Annotated in this window: 19 protein-coding genes; 11 read left to right on the forward strand and 8 right to left on the reverse strand. The window is 68.6% G+C overall.

The window, feature by feature from the left end:
• Positions 1 to 47: 47 nt before the first annotated feature.
• Positions 48 to 896 carry an SDR family oxidoreductase gene (locus ACIG5A_RS19280; RefSeq protein ID WP_397241605.1) on the reverse strand — a complete coding sequence of 283 codons (849 nt, stop codon included), beginning with the start codon at positions 894 to 896 and terminating at the stop codon, positions 48 to 50.
• An 80-nt stretch (positions 897 to 976) separates the two neighbouring features.
• Here ACIG5A_RS19280 and ACIG5A_RS19285 point away from each other — a divergent pair, with 80 nt between their 5' ends.
• Entirely contained in the window at positions 977 to 1,930 is a 954-nt protein-coding gene (locus ACIG5A_RS19285) for an AraC family transcriptional regulator (protein WP_397241607.1), read from the forward strand.
• On the forward strand, positions 1,927 to 2,349 hold the full coding sequence (locus ACIG5A_RS19290; protein ID WP_397241609.1) for an acyl-CoA thioesterase: 423 nt from the start codon (positions 1,927 to 1,929) through the stop codon (positions 2,347 to 2,349). Before ACIG5A_RS19285 ends, ACIG5A_RS19290 begins: the two co-directional genes overlap by 4 nt.
• A 9-nt stretch (positions 2,350 to 2,358) precedes the next feature.
• Here ACIG5A_RS19290 and ACIG5A_RS19295 read toward each other — a convergent pair whose 3' ends face one another.
• From ACIG5A_RS19295 to ACIG5A_RS19305, 3 genes are read right to left on the reverse strand one after another with little or no spacing between them, the layout of a single operon-like run.
• Positions 2,359 to 3,165: an SDR family oxidoreductase gene (locus tag ACIG5A_RS19295; RefSeq protein ID WP_397241611.1), complete on the reverse strand. Its 807-nt coding sequence runs from the start codon at positions 3,163 to 3,165 to the stop codon at positions 2,359 to 2,361.
• A gap of 52 nt (positions 3,166 to 3,217) precedes the next feature.
• Complete coding sequence (locus tag ACIG5A_RS19300; RefSeq protein WP_397241613.1) at positions 3,218 to 3,832, reverse strand: antibiotic biosynthesis monooxygenase family protein; 615 nt, start codon at positions 3,830 to 3,832, stop codon at positions 3,218 to 3,220.
• 34 nt (positions 3,833 to 3,866) lie between these two features.
• A complete protein-coding gene (locus tag ACIG5A_RS19305; protein ID WP_397241615.1) occupies positions 3,867 to 4,382 on the reverse strand; it encodes an Lrp/AsnC family transcriptional regulator in 516 nt (171 codons plus the stop codon).
• 150 nt (positions 4,383 to 4,532) lie between these two features.
• On the opposite strand from ACIG5A_RS19305, the gene pdhA reads away from it, so the two are divergent.
• From pdhA to ACIG5A_RS19325, 4 genes are all read left to right on the forward strand, one after another.
• The gene (gene pdhA / locus ACIG5A_RS19310) at positions 4,533 to 5,642 is read left to right on the forward strand and encodes a pyruvate dehydrogenase (acetyl-transferring) E1 component subunit alpha (protein WP_397241617.1); all 1,110 of its coding nucleotides are present in this window, start codon (positions 4,533 to 4,535) and stop codon (positions 5,640 to 5,642) included.
• Positions 5,643 to 6,626, forward strand: coding sequence for an alpha-ketoacid dehydrogenase subunit beta (locus ACIG5A_RS19315; protein ID WP_397241619.1), 984 nt, complete (start codon positions 5,643 to 5,645; stop codon positions 6,624 to 6,626). It abuts the gene before it with no gap.
• 134 nt (positions 6,627 to 6,760) lie between these two features.
• A complete protein-coding gene (locus tag ACIG5A_RS19320; protein WP_397241878.1) occupies positions 6,761 to 8,185 on the forward strand; it encodes a dihydrolipoamide acetyltransferase family protein in 1,425 nt (474 codons plus the stop codon).
• A 152-nt stretch (positions 8,186 to 8,337) separates the two neighbouring features.
• The gene (locus ACIG5A_RS19325; protein ID WP_397241621.1) at positions 8,338 to 9,687 is read left to right on the forward strand and encodes a nucleobase:cation symporter-2 family protein; all 1,350 of its coding nucleotides are present in this window, start codon (positions 8,338 to 8,340) and stop codon (positions 9,685 to 9,687) included.
• A 43-nt stretch (positions 9,688 to 9,730) separates the two neighbouring features.
• Here ACIG5A_RS19325 and ACIG5A_RS19330 read toward each other — a convergent pair whose 3' ends face one another.
• A complete protein-coding gene (locus ACIG5A_RS19330; protein WP_397241623.1) occupies positions 9,731 to 10,951 on the reverse strand; it encodes a benzoate/H(+) symporter BenE family transporter in 1,221 nt (406 codons plus the stop codon).
• Between the two features lie 224 nt (positions 10,952 to 11,175).
• On the opposite strand from ACIG5A_RS19330, the gene ACIG5A_RS19335 reads away from it, so the two are divergent.
• The gene (locus ACIG5A_RS19335) at positions 11,176 to 11,994 is read left to right on the forward strand and encodes a sulfurtransferase (RefSeq protein WP_397241625.1); all 819 of its coding nucleotides are present in this window, start codon (positions 11,176 to 11,178) and stop codon (positions 11,992 to 11,994) included.
• Position 11,995: 1 nt separating this feature from the next.
• On the opposite strand, the gene ACIG5A_RS19340 is transcribed toward ACIG5A_RS19335, so the two are convergent.
• Positions 11,996 to 12,358, reverse strand: coding sequence for a hypothetical protein (locus ACIG5A_RS19340; RefSeq protein ID WP_397241627.1), 363 nt, complete (start codon positions 12,356 to 12,358; stop codon positions 11,996 to 11,998).
• A 151-nt stretch (positions 12,359 to 12,509) separates the two neighbouring features.
• On the opposite strand from ACIG5A_RS19340, the gene ACIG5A_RS19345 reads away from it, so the two are divergent.
• Both ACIG5A_RS19345 and ACIG5A_RS19350 read left to right on the forward strand, forming a co-directional pair.
• Positions 12,510 to 15,293 (forward strand): DEAD/DEAH box helicase, encoded by a 2,784-nt coding sequence (locus ACIG5A_RS19345; RefSeq protein ID WP_397241629.1) that lies wholly within the window; start codon positions 12,510 to 12,512, stop codon positions 15,291 to 15,293.
• Positions 15,290 to 16,057: an SWIM zinc finger family protein gene (locus ACIG5A_RS19350; RefSeq protein WP_397241631.1), complete on the forward strand. Its 768-nt coding sequence runs from the start codon at positions 15,290 to 15,292 to the stop codon at positions 16,055 to 16,057. Before ACIG5A_RS19345 ends, ACIG5A_RS19350 begins: the two co-directional genes overlap by 4 nt.
• Before the next feature lie 186 nt (positions 16,058 to 16,243).
• Here the strand turns inward: ACIG5A_RS19350 and ACIG5A_RS19355 are convergent, their stop codons facing one another.
• Positions 16,244 to 16,429 carry a hypothetical protein gene (locus ACIG5A_RS19355; protein ID WP_397241633.1) on the reverse strand — a complete coding sequence of 62 codons (186 nt, stop codon included), beginning with the start codon at positions 16,427 to 16,429 and terminating at the stop codon, positions 16,244 to 16,246.
• Positions 16,430 to 16,490: 61 nt separating this feature from the next.
• On the opposite strand from ACIG5A_RS19355, the gene ACIG5A_RS19360 reads away from it, so the two are divergent.
• Both ACIG5A_RS19360 and ACIG5A_RS19365 read left to right on the forward strand, forming a co-directional pair.
• Positions 16,491 to 17,066 (forward strand): TetR/AcrR family transcriptional regulator, encoded by a 576-nt coding sequence (locus ACIG5A_RS19360; protein ID WP_397241635.1) that lies wholly within the window; start codon positions 16,491 to 16,493, stop codon positions 17,064 to 17,066.
• Positions 17,063 to 17,827 (forward strand): helical backbone metal receptor, encoded by a 765-nt coding sequence (locus tag ACIG5A_RS19365; protein ID WP_397241637.1) that lies wholly within the window; start codon positions 17,063 to 17,065, stop codon positions 17,825 to 17,827. Before ACIG5A_RS19360 ends, ACIG5A_RS19365 begins: the two co-directional genes overlap by 4 nt.
• 53 nt (positions 17,828 to 17,880) lie before the next feature.
• Here the strand turns inward: ACIG5A_RS19365 and ACIG5A_RS19370 are convergent, their stop codons facing one another.
• On the reverse strand, positions 17,881 to 18,288 hold the full coding sequence (locus ACIG5A_RS19370; RefSeq protein ID WP_397241639.1) for a DUF3224 domain-containing protein: 408 nt from the start codon (positions 18,286 to 18,288) through the stop codon (positions 17,881 to 17,883).
• Positions 18,289 to 18,309: the final 21 nt, after the last annotated feature.

Consider the following 18,309-nt stretch of genomic DNA (forward strand, 5'->3'; position numbering starts at 1 on the left):
TCTCGGCGCTGAGACCCATGTCCACGGGTGTCAGTTGTTCCAACCCGTCACTGCCGCTCGGCATTCCAGATTCCGGTGGCGGATGTCTCCTTCGCGTAATCGGTGAAATCCTTTGCCTCCCTGCCGAGTGCGCGCCGCACGCCGTCGGCGGTCGCGGAGTTCCTGCCGTCCAGGATGGTGCCGAACAGGTAGTCGAGCAGGCTGACCACATCGGCGGGGACCTGGTATTCGGTCAGGCCCGCAACGAATTCCGTTCGGCCGATCGGGATGAAGGCGATCTCGCGACCGGTGGCCGCGGCGATCTCGGCCACCGCCTCGGCGAAGGTCAGTGCCCGCGGGCCGGTCAGCTCGTACAGTTCGCCGTTGTGGCGGTCGTCGGTCAGCGCGGCGACCGCGACGTCGGCGATATCGTCGGCGTGCACGAACGGTTCCGGCACATCGCCGTTGGGCATCGCGACCTCGCCGGCCAGGATGTAGTCGGTGAACGCGCCCTCGCTGAAATTCTGGGCGAAGAAGCTGCAGCGCACGATGGACCAGTCGAGTCCGCTGCCCTGCACGATCTGTTCGCATTCCACCGCCTCCGGCTCACCGCGACCCGACAGCAGCACCAGCTTGCGCACACCGCTTGCGCTCGCCGCCGCCGCGAAGGCGCGCAGCGTATCCGGCGCGCCGGGCACGGCCAGATCGGGCTGATAGGCGACGTAGACGGCGTCGACGCCGGTCAGCGCGGCGGACCAGGTGCCACGGTCGGCCCAGTCGAACGGGATGTCGGCACTGCGAGAGCCGACCCGGACCGGGTGGCCGAGCGCGGCGAGCCGTTCGGCGACCCGGCTGCCGGTCTTGCCGGTGCCGCCGGTGACGAGGGTCAGTGCCTGGTTTGCGTTGCTGTTTGTCATGCCTCTAGTACATCGGCGCGGGCCGCGACGAAACATAGTTCAGCGGCTCATGATCATGCGCGATCGTCTACCGTTGACTCGTGGATGCGCTCGCCAGTCTGCTCGAAGGTCCACGCGCCCGTGGTGCGTTCGTGATGTGCTCGCTACTCGATCCGCCGTGGTCGCTGCGCATCCAGGACCAGGCGCCGCTGACGGTGGTCTCGATGATTCGCGGTGGCGCCTGGATCAGCACCGGCAAGGGCGCGCCACGGCAGCTGTCCGCCGGTGACGTCGCGATCTTCCGCGGCCCCGAGCCCTACACCATCGCCGACGACCCGGCCACCGAACCGCAGATCATCATCCATCCCGGTCAGGTGACGAAGACGCCGGACGGTGAAATCCTCTGCGAGACATTGAATCTCGGTGTTCGCCAATGGGGGACCGACCCGGCAGGCGCGACCATGATGGTCACCGGCACCTACGAGTCGGCCGGTGCGGCGAGCCAGCGGCTGCTGCGCGCGCTGCCGCCGATCATCGTGCTGCAGCGCGGCGATTTCGACACCAGGCTGCTCGACATCCTCGTCGACGAGGCGACCAAGGACGAGCCCGCGCAGACCGTGGTGCTCGACCGCCTGCTCGATATGGTTCTCATCGCCGCGCTGCGTGCCTGGTTCGCCCGCAACGACGCGCCTGCCTGGTATCACGCCTACAGCGATCCGCTGGTCGGCAAGGCATTGCGGCTGCTGCAGCACAATCCGGCGCACGGCTGGACGGTGGCAGGCCTGGCCGAGGCGGTCGGCGTATCCAGGGCCGCGCTCGCCCGCCGATTCACCGATCTGGTCGGCGAACCGCCGATGGCGTTCCTGACCGAATGGCGGCTCGCGCTCGCCGCCGACCTGCTGCAGGAGTCGGAGGCGACGGTGGAATCCATTGCCCGCCAAGTGGGTTACGGCAGTGCGTTCGCGTTGAGCACCGCCTTCAAACGGCACTTCGGCATCAGCCCGCGCGACCACCGCCATGGCGGCGCGGCGGCTGAGCTATCGTCGGCCGGGTGACCACGCAGTATCCGGTGCTCTGGCCGGTCCCCACCCGCTGGGCGGATAACGATCACTACGGCCACGTGAACAACGTGACCTATTACTCGTACTTCGACACGGCGGTCAACGCGTGGCTGATGCACGCCACCGGCACCGACATCCGCGACCTGCCCGCGCTCGGCGTGGTCGCGCAGACCTCATGCCAGTTCCTCGGCTCACTGAGCTTCCCGGACCAGGTACAGGTCGGCCTGCGCATCTCCCGCCTCGGCCGCTCCAGCATCACCTACGACCTGGCCATCTTCCGCGACACCGACGGCGCACTCGAACTCGCCGCCACCGGCGTCTTCGTCCACGTCTACGTCGACGCCGAATCCCGCAAACCGGTGGAAATCCCGGCCGTCATCCGCACCGCCGCCGAAACCCTGGTCACCGACTGACGCAGGCCGCTACCCGCGCAGCGCGGCCTGGAATCGCCGCATGCCCGCGAGCCAGCGGTCGTAGTCGGCGCCCTTGTGCCGGTACATCTCCAGCACCTCCGGGTGCGGCAGGATCAGGAAGTGTTCGGCGGCAACGCCTGCCACGACGAGTTCGGCGACCTGTTCCGGCGCGAGCACCGCGCCCGCGGTGGTGACCGCCTTGATCGCGAGTTCGGCGTCGGCGGCATGGTCCGGGTCGTCGAAACCGGAGTGCAGCAGTTGGGTGTCTACGCCCATCGGGCAGACACAGCTGACGCCGATTCCCTTGTCGCCGTAGGTGACCGACAGCCACTCGGCGAATCCGACGGCGGCGTGCTTGGAGACCGCGTACGGCGCGGAGCCGAGCTGGGTGAGCAGCCCGGCCGCCGACGCGGTGGCCACGAAATAGCCGCTGCCGCGCTCGATCCAGGCCGGAACGAGCAACCGTGCGGCGCGGACGTGCGCGAGCGTGTTGACCTCGAGCGCGGCCGTCCACTGCTGATCGGTGCTGTCGAGCCCTGGCCCGCCGCCGATGCCCGCGTTCGCGAAATACAGGTCGACCGGACCGAATTCGGTCTCGGCGCGCTCGATCATCGCGCGGATCACCCGCTCGTCGGCGACATCACCGTCCACGGCGACCGCGTCGGCGCCGATCGACGCGGCCACCTCGGCCGCACCCGCCGCGTTGATATCGGCGACCACCACCCGCGCGCCACCGGCGGCGAGCCGCCGCGCCAGTGCCGCCCCGATCCCCGCGCCGGCTCCCGTGACGATCGCAACCTTGCCCGAAATCTCCATTTCTGCACCCTAGTAGCCGAGTTCGGGGCTTCGGCTCGGTCCGGTGCGAAGATCAGCGTGGGGAGAACCGCGCCGCCACGTCGTAGAGGGCCGGGTTGGCGGTGAAGAACGGAGGTGCGGCGGCGAGGCGCTGCTGGAAGGCCGGGTTCGCACCCGCCGCCCGCCACTCGTCCGCGCTCGCCCAGTGCGCCACGTTCACCGCTTGGAAGCGGCTCTGTGGGTCGAGTGCCCGGTGCATCCGGTTGTAGTGGAACCCGGGCGCCTTGACCATCACTTCCGCGCGGCCGCGCCAGTGGGCGAGGAATTCGTCCATGCGCTCGGCGGGGAGTTCGAAGGCGTTGACGAATTCCACGCCGGAACCATCGGCCGTTGTGCCGGAATGGTATTCGGCGGCGATCTCGTACCCACCGCCGTGTACCTGGGTGTACTCGGCGGCCGAGTTCTCGAGACGGGGATTTTTCAGTGCGGTGTCCTTCGCTTCGCGACTGTCCCAGTGCGCCACCATGACAAGTGGCAGTGCGGCGTCCGGCGCGACCGCGCGGAGCAGGCGTGCCTCCCGGAATCCGTCGGCGGTGCTGATGATCTCGGCGCGTGCCCGCCATTGCTCGACGAACTCGTCGATTCGCGGGATGGGCAGCTCGGTGGCGTCAATGACGATGTAGGTCATACCGCCCATACTCCAACCTCGATCGCACTGGAGGTCAAGAAGATTCGGCGGCCGCCCGGCCGGAACCAGCCAATCGGTCGAGCAGCGGCGCGGCGCGCGGCCCGACCAGCTCGCGCATAACCAGCGCCATATTGGTGCGCTCCACGCCGGGAATCTTCAGTATCTGCCCGGCGATTCGATACAGATCGTCGGCGTCCTGGGCGACCACCCGGACCGTCAGATCGGTCAGCCCGGTCATGCCGCACACCTCGGTCACCTCGGGCACCTCGGCGAGTTCGTCCACCACCGAATCCAGCTGATGCTGATCGACAACCACCGCGACGAACGCGGACAGGGGATATCCGAGCGCGCGCGGCTGTACCCTTCGCTCGAAGCTGCCGAGCACGCCGCCCGCCTCCCAGCGGGCCAGCCTGGCCTGCACGGTGTTGCGGGACAGACCCAGCCGCGCGGCCAGCTCGACCCCGGTTGCCCTCGGATTGGCGTTGAGCTCCAGCAACAGCCGGGCATCGGTGGCGTCCAGGGTCACGTCGACCGTTTCTCGACTGGTCATGCGACTCAGTATGACAGCATCCCGGCGTCCAGAATTGAGCATTCTGCTCAACCGCGTGTCTATCACTTGCGCAGTTCGCATTCTGGTGGAAGCTATGTGGTACAGGACACATACGCGCCCCGCGGCCCTGTCGTAAGGAGGCGACCAGCGATGCCAGACAGGTCTGTGTATCCGGTTCAGTTGATCCAGCCCGACGGTCGACGCGTGCTCGATCGCGAGCACGCCGCACTGGTCGCCGACGTCGGCCCGGAGCAGTTGCGCCGCATGTACGAGGACATGGTGGTGGCTCGCCGGATCGATGCCGAGGGCACCGCGCTGCAGCGTCAGGGCCAGCTCGGGCTGTGGGCGCCGCTGCTGGGACAGGAGGCGGCACAGGTCGGTTCCGCGCATGCGCTGCACGCCGACGACTACGTGTTCTGCAGTTATCGCGAGGCAGGCGTCGCCTATGTCCGCGGCGTCGATCCCAGTGAGATCACCAGACTCTGGCGCGGAGTGGCGCACTACTGCTGGGATCCGAACGCGGTCAATATGACCAACCCCAACATCATCGTCGGCTCGCAGGGTTTGCACGCCACCGGTTATGCCTATGCCGCGCATCTGGACGGCGCGGAGATCGCCACCATCGCCTACTTCGGCGACGGTGGGAGCAGCCAGGGCGATATCGCCGAGGCGCTCGGCTTCGCGGCAAGCTGGAGCGCGCCGGTGGTGTTCTTCTGCCAGAACAACCACTGGGCGATCAGCGAGCCGGTGCGGGTGCAGAGTCAGACGCCGATCGTGCGCCGCGCCTACGGCTACGGCATCCCCGGCGTGCAGGTCGACGGCAACGACGTGCTCGCGGTACTCGCGGTCACCAGGGAGGCGGTGGCCAGGGCGCGCAATGGCGGCGGCCCCTCGTTCGTCGAGGCGCTCACCTACCGGATGGGACCGCACACCACCGCCGACGATCCGACCCGCTACCGCCCGTCCGCCGAGCTGGAGGAATGGTCGCGCCGCGACCCCATCGATCGGCTGCACCGACTGCTCGAGCGCGAATCGCTGCTCGACCCGGAATTCGAGGCGCGCGTCAAGGCGCACGCCGACGAGGTCGGACATCGCGTCCGCACCGCGACCATCGAGATGCCCGATCCGGCGCCGATGGACCTGTTCGACCACGTCTATGCCACCCCGCACGCGCTGATCACCGAACAGCGGCGGGAGTACGCGGCGTACTTGGCTGGCGATCCCAGTGAGTCGGCCGCGCCATCGGAAGGAGTCCCCTAAATGAAAACCACCTTCGCCGGCGCCCTCAATACCGGCCTGCGCCGGGCACTGGAGGATGATCCGAAGGTCCTGCTGATGGGTGAGGACATCGGCAAACTCGGCGGCGTATTCCGGGTCACCGACACGCTGCAGAAGGACTTCGGCAACAACCGCGTCGTCGATACACCGCTGGCCGAATCCGGCATCGTCGGAACGGCTTTCGGGATGGCCCTGCGCGGGTACCGGCCGGTGTGCGAGATCCAGTTCGACGGGTTCGTCTATCCGGCCTTCGATCAGATCGTCTCGCACGTGGCCAAGATTCACTACCGGACGCAAGGAAAGGTGAAGGCGCCGATCACCATTCGCATTCCGTTCGGCGGCGGCATCGGTTCGGTGGAGCACCACTCCGAATCGCCCGAGGCGTATTTCGCGCACACCGCGGGGCTGCGGGTGATGAGCCCGAGCAATCCGGCCGATGCGTACGTGATGATCCGCGCGGCGATCGCGCTGGACGACCCAGTGATCTTCTTCGAACCCAAGCGCAGGTATTGGGACAAGGCCGATGTCGACTTCGCGGCGCTCGACGCAGGCGGTGACCTGCCGCTCGACCGGGCCAGGGTCTGCGCGACCGGCGCCGACGCCACCGTCGTCGCGTACGGCGGCAGCGTGGCGACCGCGCTCACCGCGGCGAAAATCGCCGCCGAGGAGGGACATTCGCTCGAGGTGATCGATCTGCGCAGCCTCTCGCCGATCGATTTCGACACCATCGAGGAGTCGGTGACCAAGACCGGCAGGCTGGTCGTGGTGCACGAGGCACCGGTCTTCGCCGGGCTCGGCGCCGAGATCGCCGCGCGGATCACCGAGCGCTGCTTCTACCACCTGGAGGCGCCGGTACTGCGTGTCGGCGGGTTCGACATCCCCTATCCCCCGGCTAAGCTCGAGAAGCACCACCTGCCCGATCCCGACCGCATTCTCGCCGCGGTCGATCGGTCGCTCGCCGCATGAGCGAGCGCAGCGAGCGAATCGACAAGCGCAGCGTCCCTCAACTCGTGAGAGGTGCCAACGTGGAAGACACTGCCCGCCGAGATGTCCTGGAATTCCGGCTACCCGATCTAGGGGAGGGACTCTCCGACGCCGAGCTGGTGTCCTGGTCGGTGAGCGTCGGCGACACGGTGGAGTTGAATCAGATCATCGCGGAGGTGGAGACGGCGAAGGCGGTGGTTTCGCTGCCGTCGCCGTTCGCGGGGCAGGTGGTCGAACTCCTCGCCGAACCGGGCGAGACGGTGCTGGTGGGGGCGCCGCTGATCCGGGTGGCCGGCGATGCGAAAGCCCCCGCGCCCGAATCGATGCCGAGCGGTGCGAACGGGACCGCGGCCGCCGGTGAGGAACAGCGGACCTCGGTATTGGTCGGGTACGGGCCGGAGGGCGAGGCGGTATCGCGACGGCGCAGGCCGAGCGCGATGACCTCCGAACCCGCTGCCGCGCAGCCGGATACGTCACCGGCACCCGATGGGGCCGCGATCGGAACGGAACGGGCCCCGGTGGAAACGCGAGCGACCGATCCCGGAGCCGATGCCACCGTATACGTTCCTGAATCTGTTGCCACCGAACCGGATTCGCCCTACGCGCGACCACAGCTCGGCGCGACGCGGGCCGCCGCGACACCCGGTGCGCGCAAGCTGGCCAAGGAACTCGGCATCGACCTGTGGTTCGTGGCCGGGTCGGGTCCGGACGGCGCGGTCACCGTCGACGATGTCCGCGGCGCCGTCCCGGTCTCGCAGCCGCGTTCCCTCGCGCAGCGCCCCACACCGAATGCCCCAGCGCCGCAGGCGGATCAGCATGCCGGTGTCAGCCGACCCGCGGTCCGCGAGGAGCGCGTCCCGATCACCGGTATCCGCAAACGCACCGCCGCCGCGATGATCGCCAGCGCGCGCACCATCCCGCAGGCGGGCACCTCGGTCACCGTCGATGTCACCGCGTCGATGGAACTGCTCGATCATCTGCGCAGCACCAAATCCTTCGCCGAGCTCTCGTTGACGCCACTGGCGCTGGTCGCCAAATCGGTGGTGGCCGCACTCGCCGAATTTCCCGGTATCAACGCGTTCTGGGATGAGCAGGCGCAGGAGATCGTCACCAAGCACTACGTGAATCTCGGCATCGCGGTGGCCACCGATCGCGGACTGCTCGTGCCGAATATCAAAGAGGCCCAGTCGCTGAGCCTGCGCGACCTGTGCCGGGAGATCGGCTGGCTGGTCGACACCGCGCGCTCGGGCGGCGCCACCCCCACCGACCTGCGCGGCGGCACCTTCACCATCAGCAACGTCGGCGTCTTCGGCGTCGACACCGGTCTGCCGCTGGTCAATCCCGGCGAGTCGGCCATCCTCTGCCTCGGCTCGATCCGCAAGCGCCCCTGGGTCTTCCGCGACGAGCTCGCGATCCGCTGGATCACCACCCTGAACCTGAGCTTCGACCACCGCCTCATCGACGGCGAACAAGCCGCCCGCTTCCTCGCCACCACCGCCAGCCTGCTGGAAGACCCGCTCACCCTCCTCAGCCGCCTGTAGCCGCACACCTTTTGATCTCCCGCGCACCGTTTCGCCTGCGATCCGGTGTGCGGGAAATCAGACTGGGTGCGGGAAGGCAGGAGGACGTGATGTCACGCTGGGGAAACATTCGGGGCGGTTGGCGTAAAGAACGCGGGCTAGATCTTGTACCTATGGGAGTAGCGCATTCCGTCGATACCCGGTTGCCGTTCGGCAGGCAGCTCGCGTTCGGCATTCAGCACGTTCTGATCATGTACACCGGGTGTATCACCGTGCCGTTGGTTTTCGGTGCGGCGGTGGGGTTGGACCGGGCAACGGTCGGGCTGCTGATCAGTGCGGATCTGCTGGTCGCGGGGCTGATCACGCTGGTGCAGAGCCTCGGGCTCGGCAAGTTGGCCGGTGTGCGGTTGCCGATCATTTGTGGCGCTACCTTTGTCGGGCTGAACCCGATGGTGCTGATCGCCAAGCAGTACGGGCTCGACGCGGTGTACGGCTCGATGCTGGTCGGCGGTGTCATCGGGATCGCGCTGGCCTGGCCGTTCGCCAAGGTGGTCCGGTTGTTTCCGCCGCTGGTGACCGGGACGGTGCTCACCGTGGTCGGTGTCTCGCTGATCGGGGTGGCGGGCGGGCTGATCGTCGGCGCCGATCCGAAGGCGCCGTCGTTCGCGTCGCCGGGCAATATCGGGCTCGCCGCCGTGGTGGTGCTCGTCGCGGTCGGGTTCATCTGTGTCGGGCGCGGGGTGTGGTCACAGCTCGGTGTGCTGATCGCACTGGTGGTCGGCATTCTCATCGCCGTTCCGATGGGCTTGGTGCAGACGGCGGGGATCGGTGACGCCGCATGGGCCGGTGTCCCGCAGCCCTTCCATTTCGGTGCGCCGCAGTTCCCGATCACCGCGGTGGTGGCGATGAGCATCGTGATGGCTGTGGTGTTCGCGGAGTCGACGGCGAGCATGCTCGCGGTCAGCGAGATCACCGGAAAGCCCATCGGCAAGGCGGATTTGGCGCGCGGTCTGATCGGTGACGGGCTGTCCGGCGTGCTCGGCGGCATCTTCACCGCCTTCATCGACACGATCTTCAATCAGAATGTCGGCAGTGTCGCGGCGACCAGGGTGTTCAGCCGCTACGTCACCGCGACCAGCGGGGTGATCCTGGTGGTGCTCGGTGTGGTGCCGAAAATCGGCGCGGTGGTCGCCGCGGTGCCGAAGCCGGTGATCGGCGGTGTCGGCCTGGTGCTGTTCGCCACCGTGGCCGTCGTCGGCGTGAACACCCTGCGCCGCGCCGATCTCTCCGACCGGATCAACGCCACCATCGCCGCCGCCGCGATCGGCGTCGGCCTGCTCCCCGAAATGGTGCACGGCATGTTCACCAAATTCCCGACCTCGGCCCAGATCCTGCTCACCAGCGGCGTAACCCTGGGCGCTGGCACAGCTTTCGCCTTGAACCTGTTGTTCAACCACACCCGGCTCGGCGCCCTCGCCCGCCGCGACCCCACCCCCGAACCGCCTGTCCCAGCCCGAGTCTGACGACTCCGCCGTGCACCGAGGGCGCCACAATCGGTGCGCGGGCTTAGTTGGTGCGGTGGGTCAGGACCTGGCGGACGGCCAACCCTGCGAGGAGGGCCCAGAAGCCCGCGCCGATGCCGAGGAAGCCGACGCCCGCGGCAGCGATGAGGAAGGTGACGACGCTGGCTTCGCGGTGCTCCTCGGCGCGCAGTGCGCCTGCAAGGGCTGCGGCCAGCGTGGCCAGAAGGGCAAGGCCCGCAACGGTTTCCAGTGTGCCCCTGGGTGCGGTGGCGATCAGGGTGACCAGTGCGGCGGAGCCGAGAGCGAGCACCAGGTAGCCACAGCCCGAGGTGAACGACGCGATCCAGCGGCGCTTCGGGTCGGGGTGGGCGGCGGGCGCGGCCGACAGCGCGGCGCTGATCGCGGCGAGGTTGATCGCATGGCCGCCCGCCGGTGCGCCGAGGATGGTGCCGATCCCGGTGACGGTCATCGCGGCGCGCCACGGTACCTGGTAGCCGAACGAGCTCATCACCGCGGTGCCCGGAATGTTCTGCGAGGCCATCGTGACGATGTACAGCGGCACCGCGACGCCGATCATCGCCTGCCAATTCCAGTGCGGCACGGTCAGATCCACCGCGGGCACCATGGCCGCGACATCGAGCCGCCGATGTTGCACCGCGATGCTGATGCCCGCGCCGATCGCCGCGGTGACGAAGGCCGCGATCACCGCCCAGCGCTTGGCGAACCGCTGCAGCACCAGCCATACCAGGATCACCGGGATGACCACCGCCGGGCTGGTCTGCACGGCCTTCACCGGCGCGAGGCACAGCGGAAGCAGCACGCCGGCCAGCATGGCCTGGGCGATCTCGGTCGGGATCGCGGCGACCAGGTTGCCGAGGCGCTGCCACAGCCCGGTGATCACGATCAGCACGCCGGTGACGACGAACGCGCCAACCACCGCGGGCCAGCCGCCCGCGACCGCGCCGGTGCCCGCCAGTAGTGCCGCACCCGGTGTCGACCAGGCCAGCGTGATCGGCATCCGGTACCGGTAGCTGAGCACGATCATGCCGATCGCCTGCGTGACGCACAGCGCGAGCAGTCCGGAGGCCGCCTGCGCCGGTGTCGCGCCGACCGCGGTCAGCCCGCTGAGCACCACCGCGAACGCGCTGACGAACCCGACCAGCGCGGTCACGATCCCCGCGCCGAGCGGCTGCCCGATGCCGGCCGGTGGCGCCGATTCGGGTGACTCGACTGGTATGCCGGGCGCGGTCAATACTTTCGCCATTGCTGGGATCCTGCCGAGAAAACCCCAGGTCCGGCACAGCCAATCCCCGAAAACTGGCCTGAATTCGCGGCGAGCGAAGGGTCCAGTCCACAGGTTTGAGCGCCCGAATCCGATGCGCGCCTTACTCCCCGGTACCCACGGGGTACGCCGACATCACGACGGCCGGATGCGTAGGGTGGTCGTAGTCAGTGCAATGGTGCCGATTCTGGACTAGGAGCTTAGCTTTGAGCGCGGTGCTGATATCTCCGGAGGAGCTGCGGGAAGCGTTGGCGGACGATCGTTTTCGCCTGCTCGATGTGCGCTGGGCGCTAGGCGACCCGGACGGCCCGCAGCACTATCTCGACGGCCACATTCCCGGTGCGATCTTTGTCGACATGGAGACCGAGCTCGCCGCCCCGCCGTCCCCCGCGCGCGGGCGGCATCCGCTGCCCGAGGTCGCGCAGCTGGAGAAGTGCGCGCGCAGCTGGGGCATCAGGGCCGGTGATCCGGTGGTCGTCTACGACGCGACCGGCGGCATGGCGGCGGCCCGCGCGTGGTGGCTGCTGCGCTGGGCGGGCATCGCGGACGTGCGGATCCTCGACGGCGGCCTGCCCGCGTGGACCGCCGCGGGCGGCGAGCTCGCGGTGGGCGCCGAGCCGGATCCCGCGCCGGGCGATGTCGAATTGACCCCGGGGCAGCTGCCGACCATCGACGCGGACGCGGCGGCCAAGTGGCCGGGCGTGCTGCTGGACGCGCGCGCGGGCGAGCGGTATCGCGGTGAGGTCGAGCCGATCGATCCGCGGGCCGGCCACATCCCCGGCGCGGTGAGCGCGCCGACCGCGAACAATATCGACGCCGATGGCCGCTTCCGTGGCGTGGACGAATTGCGAAGTCGCTTCTCGGGTTTCGGTGACGGACCGGTCGCGGTGTATTGCGGATCCGGCGTCACCGCCGCACATCAGATCGCGGCGCTCGCCGTGGCGGGGGTGGAGGCCGCGCTGTATCCAGGATCGTGGTCGCAGTGGTCGAACGATCCGAAGCGGCCGGTGGCCACCGGGGGCTGATTCACAGCCAGGCGCGGGCGAGGAGTTCGTCGTCGGCGACCTCGCTCGCGCGATGCGGGAAGCGGGTGGCCGCGATGGACTCCGTGCGCATCCCGTCGTGTCCGATCAGCCAGGATCCGCCGCGTTCCTCGCATTCGGCGATCTTGGCGAAGGTGGCCAACAGGAAGTTGATCGCCTCGCGCGGGTCGATGGTGCGAGCCAGCCGCTGGGATTCACCGGGGCGGGACAGGTCGAGCCAGACGCCGGATTGTCCGTCGAGGCGCATCCCGACGATTTTGTCCGCGTTGACGAAGGTGAATTTTCGCCGTTCCCATGGTGTGGTCGGCGTGAAGCTCTGCTCTAGGACTTGGAGCAGAATTGTCATGCTGCTGCCCTCCGCTTCCGTGTGACACCCAGCTGCGGCTCTTATGCGTGACCAGCGGTTTTTCCAGTATGTGCCCGTTATGCCGAGAAATCCAGAGAGCGGGCGCGGCGGGCGCGCGGAGCGTGTCGGTCGCACCTGCTTGGATGGGCCAATGCTGCACGGTCTGTGGTCACCGGGATCTGGGTTGCTGCTGTGGCAGGAGCAACCGGTCGCGGTGCCCGAGCCGCTCGGCGGCGTGCTCGCGGCGTCCAAATTCCGCCATCGCGCCGAGGTGCTGACCCCGGAGGGGACAAAACAGCAGGTCCGCGCGCATGCGATGGCTCCGGCGGCCGCCGCGACGGCGCTGCTGCAGCGGCTGCCGATCGACGCGGTATCGGGGGATCTGCGATTTCTCGCCCACGTGGCGCACGGCGTCGAACGGTGGGTGCGGGCCGGGCGGGTGGTGCCCGAACTACGCCGCGAGGACGGCGAGTGGTGGGTGCGCTGGCGGCTGGTCGGCGGACGGCGTCAACGCGCCTGGCTGGCCGAACTGGCCGCGGTCATGCCGCAAGCGCTGCGGGTGGCGGGCGCGCCGCGGACGGTGCTCGACGACATGGTCACCGAGCTGGCCGACCCGCTGGCCAGGATGCTGCTCGAGCCGTCCTCCGCCGCATCGCACCCGCTGGTGTCCGCGCTGGTCGGCGATACCGCGCTGGACGGCGGTAACTATCAACTCGCCGAGGTGCTCGAGCGCTGGCGCGACAGCATGACCGGTGACGAACCGGATCTGGTGCTGCGGCTGCTCGAACCGGACGGCGACTACGGCACCGAGGACGAGACGGTGGCGCTGTGGCGGCTGGAGGTCTGCCTGCGCGATCCGGGCGAAGCGCCGAATCCCGTTCCACTGCAAGGTGATCCGACCAGGCTGCGGTTGGCGGTGGAGAAGCTCGGCGAGGCGCAGCGCGTGTATCCGCGGCTGCGCGACCTGCCGAGCGATCCGCAATCGCTGGACCTGCTGCTGCCGACCGCGGTGGTCGCCGATCTGGTGGAGCACGGCGCACATGCCTTGCAGGACAATGGAATTCGTCTGCTGCTACCGCGCGCGTGGAATATCAGTGAGCCGACCATGCGGCTGCGGGTGGAGAGCGCCGTGCCCGCCGCGGAGAGCATCGTCGGCCTGCCTGGGTTGGTGAGGTACCACTGGGAGCTCGCGCTCGGCGACACCGTGCTGACCAAGGCCGAGATGGAGCGGCTGGTGCGCGCCAAATCGGATCTGGTGCAGCTGCGCGGGGAATGGGTGCAGGCCGACCACAAGATGCTCGCCGCCGCGGCACGCTACGTCGCGGCGCACACCGACGATTCCGAGATCACCCTCGCCGACCTGTTCGGCGAGCTGGCGGGCACCCGGGTCGACCGGGTGCCGATCACCGAGGTCACCGCGACCGGCTGGGCCGCCGAAATCCTCGATCACGAGCGGGAAGCCGAGCCTGTCGCGCCGCCGGTCGGCCTGAAGGCGCAGCTGCGGCCCTATCAGCAGCGCGGCCTGACCTGGCTGGCCACCATGAGCCGGTTGGGGTTCGGCGCGATCCTCGCCGACGATATGGGTCTCGGCAAGACGGTCCAGGTGCTCGCGCTGCTCGTGCACGAGCGCGAGACGGCGGAGCCGGGGCCGACGCTGCTGGTGTGCCCCATGTCGGTGGTCGGTAACTGGCAGCGCGAGGCCGAGCGGTTCGCGCCGGATCTGCGCGTGCTCGTCCATCACGGCGTCGGCAGGCTGTCCGGTGGCGAGCTGGATGCCGCGGTGGCCGAGGCGGATCTGGTGATCACCACCTACTCGCTGATGGCAAGGGACGCAGAGCAACTCGGCAGGCAGCAGTGGGAGCGGATGGTGCTCGACGAGGCGCAGCACGTCAAGAACGCGGGTACCAGGCAGGCGCGGGCGGCACGGTCGATCCCGGCGCGACATCGCTTGGCGCTCACCGGAACTCCAGTGGAGAACCGCCTGGAGGAGCTGCGCTCGATCCTGGATTTCGCGATGCCGAAGCTGCTCGGCACGCCGCAGTCGTTCCGTGCGCGCTTCGCCGTGCCGATCGAGCGCGAGCGCGACGAGAACGCGATCTCCCGGCTGCGCACGATCACTCGGCCGTTCGTGCTGCGCCGGGTGAAGACCGATCCCGCCGTCATCTCCGATCTGCCGGAGAAGCTGGAGATGACGGTGCGCGCCAACCTCACGGTGGAGCAGGCGGCGCTGTATCAGGCGGTGGTCGACGACATGCTGAAAAAGATCAAGGACGCGAAGGGGATGGCGCGCAAGGGCGCGGTACTCGGCGCGCTCACCCGGCTCAAGCAGGTGTGCAACCATCCCGCGCACTTCCTCGGCGACGGATCGGGTGTGCTGCACCGCGGTTCGCATCGCTCGGGCAAGCTCGCCCTGGTGGAGGACGTGCTCGAGTCGGTGCTCGCCGACGGCGAGAAGGCATTGCTGTTCACCCAGTTCCGCGAGTACGGCGACCTCATCGCGCCCTATCTGACCGAGCGCTTCGGCACCACGATCCCGTTTCTGCACGGCGGTGTGCCGAAGAAGCGGCGCGACGGCATGGTCGCCGGTTTCCAGGAGGAGGACGGTCCGCCGCTGATGCTGTTGTCGCTCAAGGCCGGTGGCACCGGACTCAACCTCACGGCCGCCAATCACGTTGTGCACCTGGACCGCTGGTGGAATCCGGCGGTGGAGAACCAGGCCACCGACCGCGCCTTCCGCATCGGCCAGCGGCGCAACGTGCAGGTGCGCAAGCTGGTCTGCGTGGACACCATCGAGGAGCGGATCGACGAAATGATCAGCGGTAAAAGCCAGCTCGCCGATCTCGCGGTCGGTGCGGGGGAGAACTGGGTCACCGAGCTAAGCACCGACGACCTGCGCGAGCTGTTCACCCTCGGCGCGGGGGCGGTGGGCGAATGAACGTCTACATCGACTACAGCCAGTACGGCAAGCGCAGGCCGGTCGACGGCGGTGTCACCACGCGCAGCAGGCGCGGCGGATTCGGCCGCACCTGGTGGGGCAAGGCGCTGATCGACGCGGTCGAGGCGATGGCCGAGCCGGGCAGGCTGGCCCGTGGCCGCACCTACGCCAGGGCGGGGCAGGTGGTGAACTACCGGATCGATCCGGGTGCGGTGACCGCGGAAGTGCAAGGGAGCCAACCGCGTCCGTTCACCGCGGTGTTCACCGTCCGCCCGCTGCGCGAGGAGGAGCGTGAGCTGCTCATCGACACCATCCGCGCGGCGCCCGGCATGCTCGCCGAAATCGCCTCGGGCGCACTGCCGGCCGGTTTGGGCCCACATCTGCTGCCGACCACCGCGGCGGATCTGGATTTCTCCTGCACCTGTCCCGATCCCGGCTGGCCGTGCAAACACGCTGCCGCGGTGTGCTACGTGATCGCCGAGCGGCTCGACGAGCGGCCGAGGGAGATACTCACCCTGCGCGGGGTGGATCTCGACGCGCTCATCTCGGGGATCGAGCGTGAAGCGGCCGAACCGCGATCCGATGACCCGTACGGTGACCGCGGCACGCTGCCCGACCTGCCGAAGCTCGAATTCCGTTCGGCCATCGATGATCTGGATCCGCTACTGCTGCGCAAGGCGCTGCGCATGACCGCCGAGGACGAGCAGACGGCCGCGGCGGGCCTGCGCGCTCTGCGCGCGCTCTACGACACATTCGGCCGCTGATCGGGCCGTCTTCCGATTTGGCAAGCACCCGGCATCGAGGCTGGCGGCTACCCCCGACTTCCTCGGGGACGGGATCACGTCCGGTGTTACCGGGGGGCCGGGCTCCCGGTGCCGGGTGCCTCTCTCAGTGTGGGCCCGCCTGGTCGGGTCGGGAACTGCCCGGCCGCTGCCCTTTCGCCGAACCTTTCACACCCGCGCGCGTGGCCCGGCGACCAGTACCGCGGCGAAGCACAGCGCGGCGAGTCCGGACATCGCGATGACGGGTTCGGGGAAGTACAGGCAGGCGATCCAGAGCACGGCGGCGGCGGCGAGCTGGACGGGCGCTGCCCAGCGAGCGGACGTGACGGAGGATGTGGATGCAATCGCGGTCATCGCGACCTCCGGAGTGAGCGATCCCAAAACAGAACAAAAGTTATGTTATAGGCTGGACGGTGTGGCAGGCAAGAGTTCATGGCTGGATTCGGGGTTGGTGATCCTCGGCACGGCGGGGCCGACGGGGCTGACCATCGATAAGCTGGTCGCGGCGACCGGGCTGAGTACCGGCTCGTTCTACCATCACTTTTCGAGCATGTCGGGCTTCAAGGCGGCGCTGCTCGCGCACTTCGAGGAGGTGCACACCACCCGCTACATCCGCGAGGTGGCGGCGGCGGAGCAGCTCGACGCGCGCGGGCGCCTCGAGTTGCTGATGGATCTGGTGCTCGCGGACGACGAGCCGGCACGGCTGGAGATCGCCATCCGCGCATGGGCGCTCGACGATCCGGTCGCCGCCGCGACCAAGGAGCGGGTCGACGCCTCGCGGCTCGCCATTCTGCGAACCCTGTTGCAGGAGAGCGGATATGCCGAGGTCGATGCGTTGCACACGGCCCGGATTCTCTATCTGCTCGTGCTCGGTGCGGGAAATATGCTCCCTGCGGTACCGCCGGAGGAGTTGGGCGTGCTCGCCCGCCGGGTGCTGACCATGCCCCCGACGGTGGTCACGGAGCTGAGCTCGGGTGCGGCGCAGCCGTGACCACTGTCGACGATCTCGGTAAGCCGCTCGCGCTCGACCGGCCGGTGCGGCGGGTGGTGTCGCTGGTGCCGTCGCTGACCGAGGCCGTCGCGGTCACCTGCCCGGAACTCCTTGTCGCCGTGACGGACTGGTGCACGCACCCGGCCGATCTCCAGCTCGAACGGGTGCGCGGGACGAAGAACCCGAACGTGCGCCGAATCGTCGAGCTGGCACCGGATCTGGTGCTGTGCAATATGGAGGAGAACCGGCGTATCGATGTGGATCGCCTGCGCCGAGCGGGAATTCCGGTGTGGGTCACCAGAATCGAGACCGTCGACGAGGCGCTGACCTCGCTGTCGCGACTGTGTGCCGAGGCACTCGGCGTCGGTATCCCGAAATGGCTGACCGACGCCGAAAAGTCCTGGGCCGCACCGGCGCCGGCGCGATCGCGCAACGCGGTGATCCCGATCTGGCGCAATCCCTGGATGGTGGTCGGCCGCAATACCTTCACCGGCGACCTGGCCCGCCGCCTCGGTCTGCACCTAGTGCACGCCGACCGCGCCGACCGATATCCGCGGCTGACGGAGGACGAACTCCGCGCCGGCGTCGACCTCGCCGTCCTACCCGATGAACCCTACGTTTTCACCGAAACCGATGGCCCGGAAGCATTTCCCGGCGTTCCGAGCGTCCTGGTCGAGGGCCGTGCACTGACCTGGTACGGCCCTTCCCTGGCCACCGCGCGAGCCACGCTCACCGAACGTATCGAGCGCGCGCTGCGCTGACGAGATCCGACCCTGGTGATCCGGGTGAGCGCCGAGTGGATGAGCCGACCGATTCACGGAAGTTCGTAGTCGAACCAGATGCTGTGGCCGCCTTCGGCATCCACGGACAGGCCGCCGGTTCCGGTGATGCCCGCCAGGTCGCCGGTGCCGCTGGACGGGACGATGAGGAAGAACTCGTTGCCGCGGTCCTCGCCGGAGGTGGTCGCCGAGTGCACGAAGTTGAAGGTGCCGGACCGGCCGTCGAGCGAGCCCTCGAAGGACTCCATCGCGATGTAGGTGCCCGCGCCGGTCCGCATGTCGAACGCCGAGGTGAACAGGGTGGCCGACCGGCCGGTGATCGCGCCCTGATACTCCTTCTCGATGGTCGCGACGCCGACCGGCAGCGCGGTCGCGATGGCCGGATCGGGCACCACGTCGGTGGGGACGAAGGCGGCCACGGCGAAGGTACCCATTGCTTTCATGTGCCAGATGGTAGCGACGGG

It is taken from the genome of Nocardia sp. NPDC052566 (genome assembly GCF_044547285.1).
Taxonomy (GTDB): Bacteria; Actinomycetota; Actinomycetes; order Mycobacteriales; family Mycobacteriaceae; genus Nocardia.

Excerpts from the sequence above, each read along its gene's own strand:
- pdhA (WP_397241617.1), top strand. The coding sequence starts at position 4,533 with ATGCCAGACAGGTCTGTGTATCCGGTTCAGTTGATCCAGCCCGACGGT.
- ACIG5A_RS19340 (WP_397241627.1), bottom strand. The coding sequence starts at position 12,358 with ATGACAATTCTGCTCCAAGTCCTAGAGCAGAGCTTCACGCCGACCACA.
- ACIG5A_RS19300 (WP_397241613.1), bottom strand. The coding sequence starts at position 3,832 with ATGACCTACATCGTCATTGACGCCACCGAGCTGCCCATCCCGCGAATC.
- ACIG5A_RS19325 (WP_397241621.1), top strand. The coding sequence starts at position 8,338 with ATGGGAGTAGCGCATTCCGTCGATACCCGGTTGCCGTTCGGCAGGCAG.
- ACIG5A_RS19305 (WP_397241615.1), bottom strand. The coding sequence starts at position 4,382 with ATGACCAGTCGAGAAACGGTCGACGTGACCCTGGACGCCACCGATGCC.
- ACIG5A_RS19330 (WP_397241623.1), bottom strand. The coding sequence starts at position 10,951 with ATGGCGAAAGTATTGACCGCGCCCGGCATACCAGTCGAGTCACCCGAA.
- ACIG5A_RS19370 (WP_397241639.1), bottom strand. The coding sequence starts at position 18,288 with ATGAAAGCAATGGGTACCTTCGCCGTGGCCGCCTTCGTCCCCACCGAC.
- ACIG5A_RS19295 (WP_397241611.1), bottom strand. The coding sequence starts at position 3,165 with ATGGAGATTTCGGGCAAGGTTGCGATCGTCACGGGAGCCGGCGCGGGG.
- ACIG5A_RS19345 (WP_397241629.1), top strand. The coding sequence starts at position 12,510 with ATGCTGCACGGTCTGTGGTCACCGGGATCTGGGTTGCTGCTGTGGCAG.
- ACIG5A_RS19280 (WP_397241605.1), bottom strand. The coding sequence starts at position 896 with ATGACAAACAGCAACGCAAACCAGGCACTGACCCTCGTCACCGGCGGC.
- ACIG5A_RS19315 (WP_397241619.1), top strand. The coding sequence starts at position 5,643 with ATGAAAACCACCTTCGCCGGCGCCCTCAATACCGGCCTGCGCCGGGCA.
- ACIG5A_RS19350 (WP_397241631.1), top strand. The coding sequence starts at position 15,290 with ATGAACGTCTACATCGACTACAGCCAGTACGGCAAGCGCAGGCCGGTC.
- ACIG5A_RS19355 (WP_397241633.1), bottom strand. The coding sequence starts at position 16,429 with ATGACCGCGATTGCATCCACATCCTCCGTCACGTCCGCTCGCTGGGCA.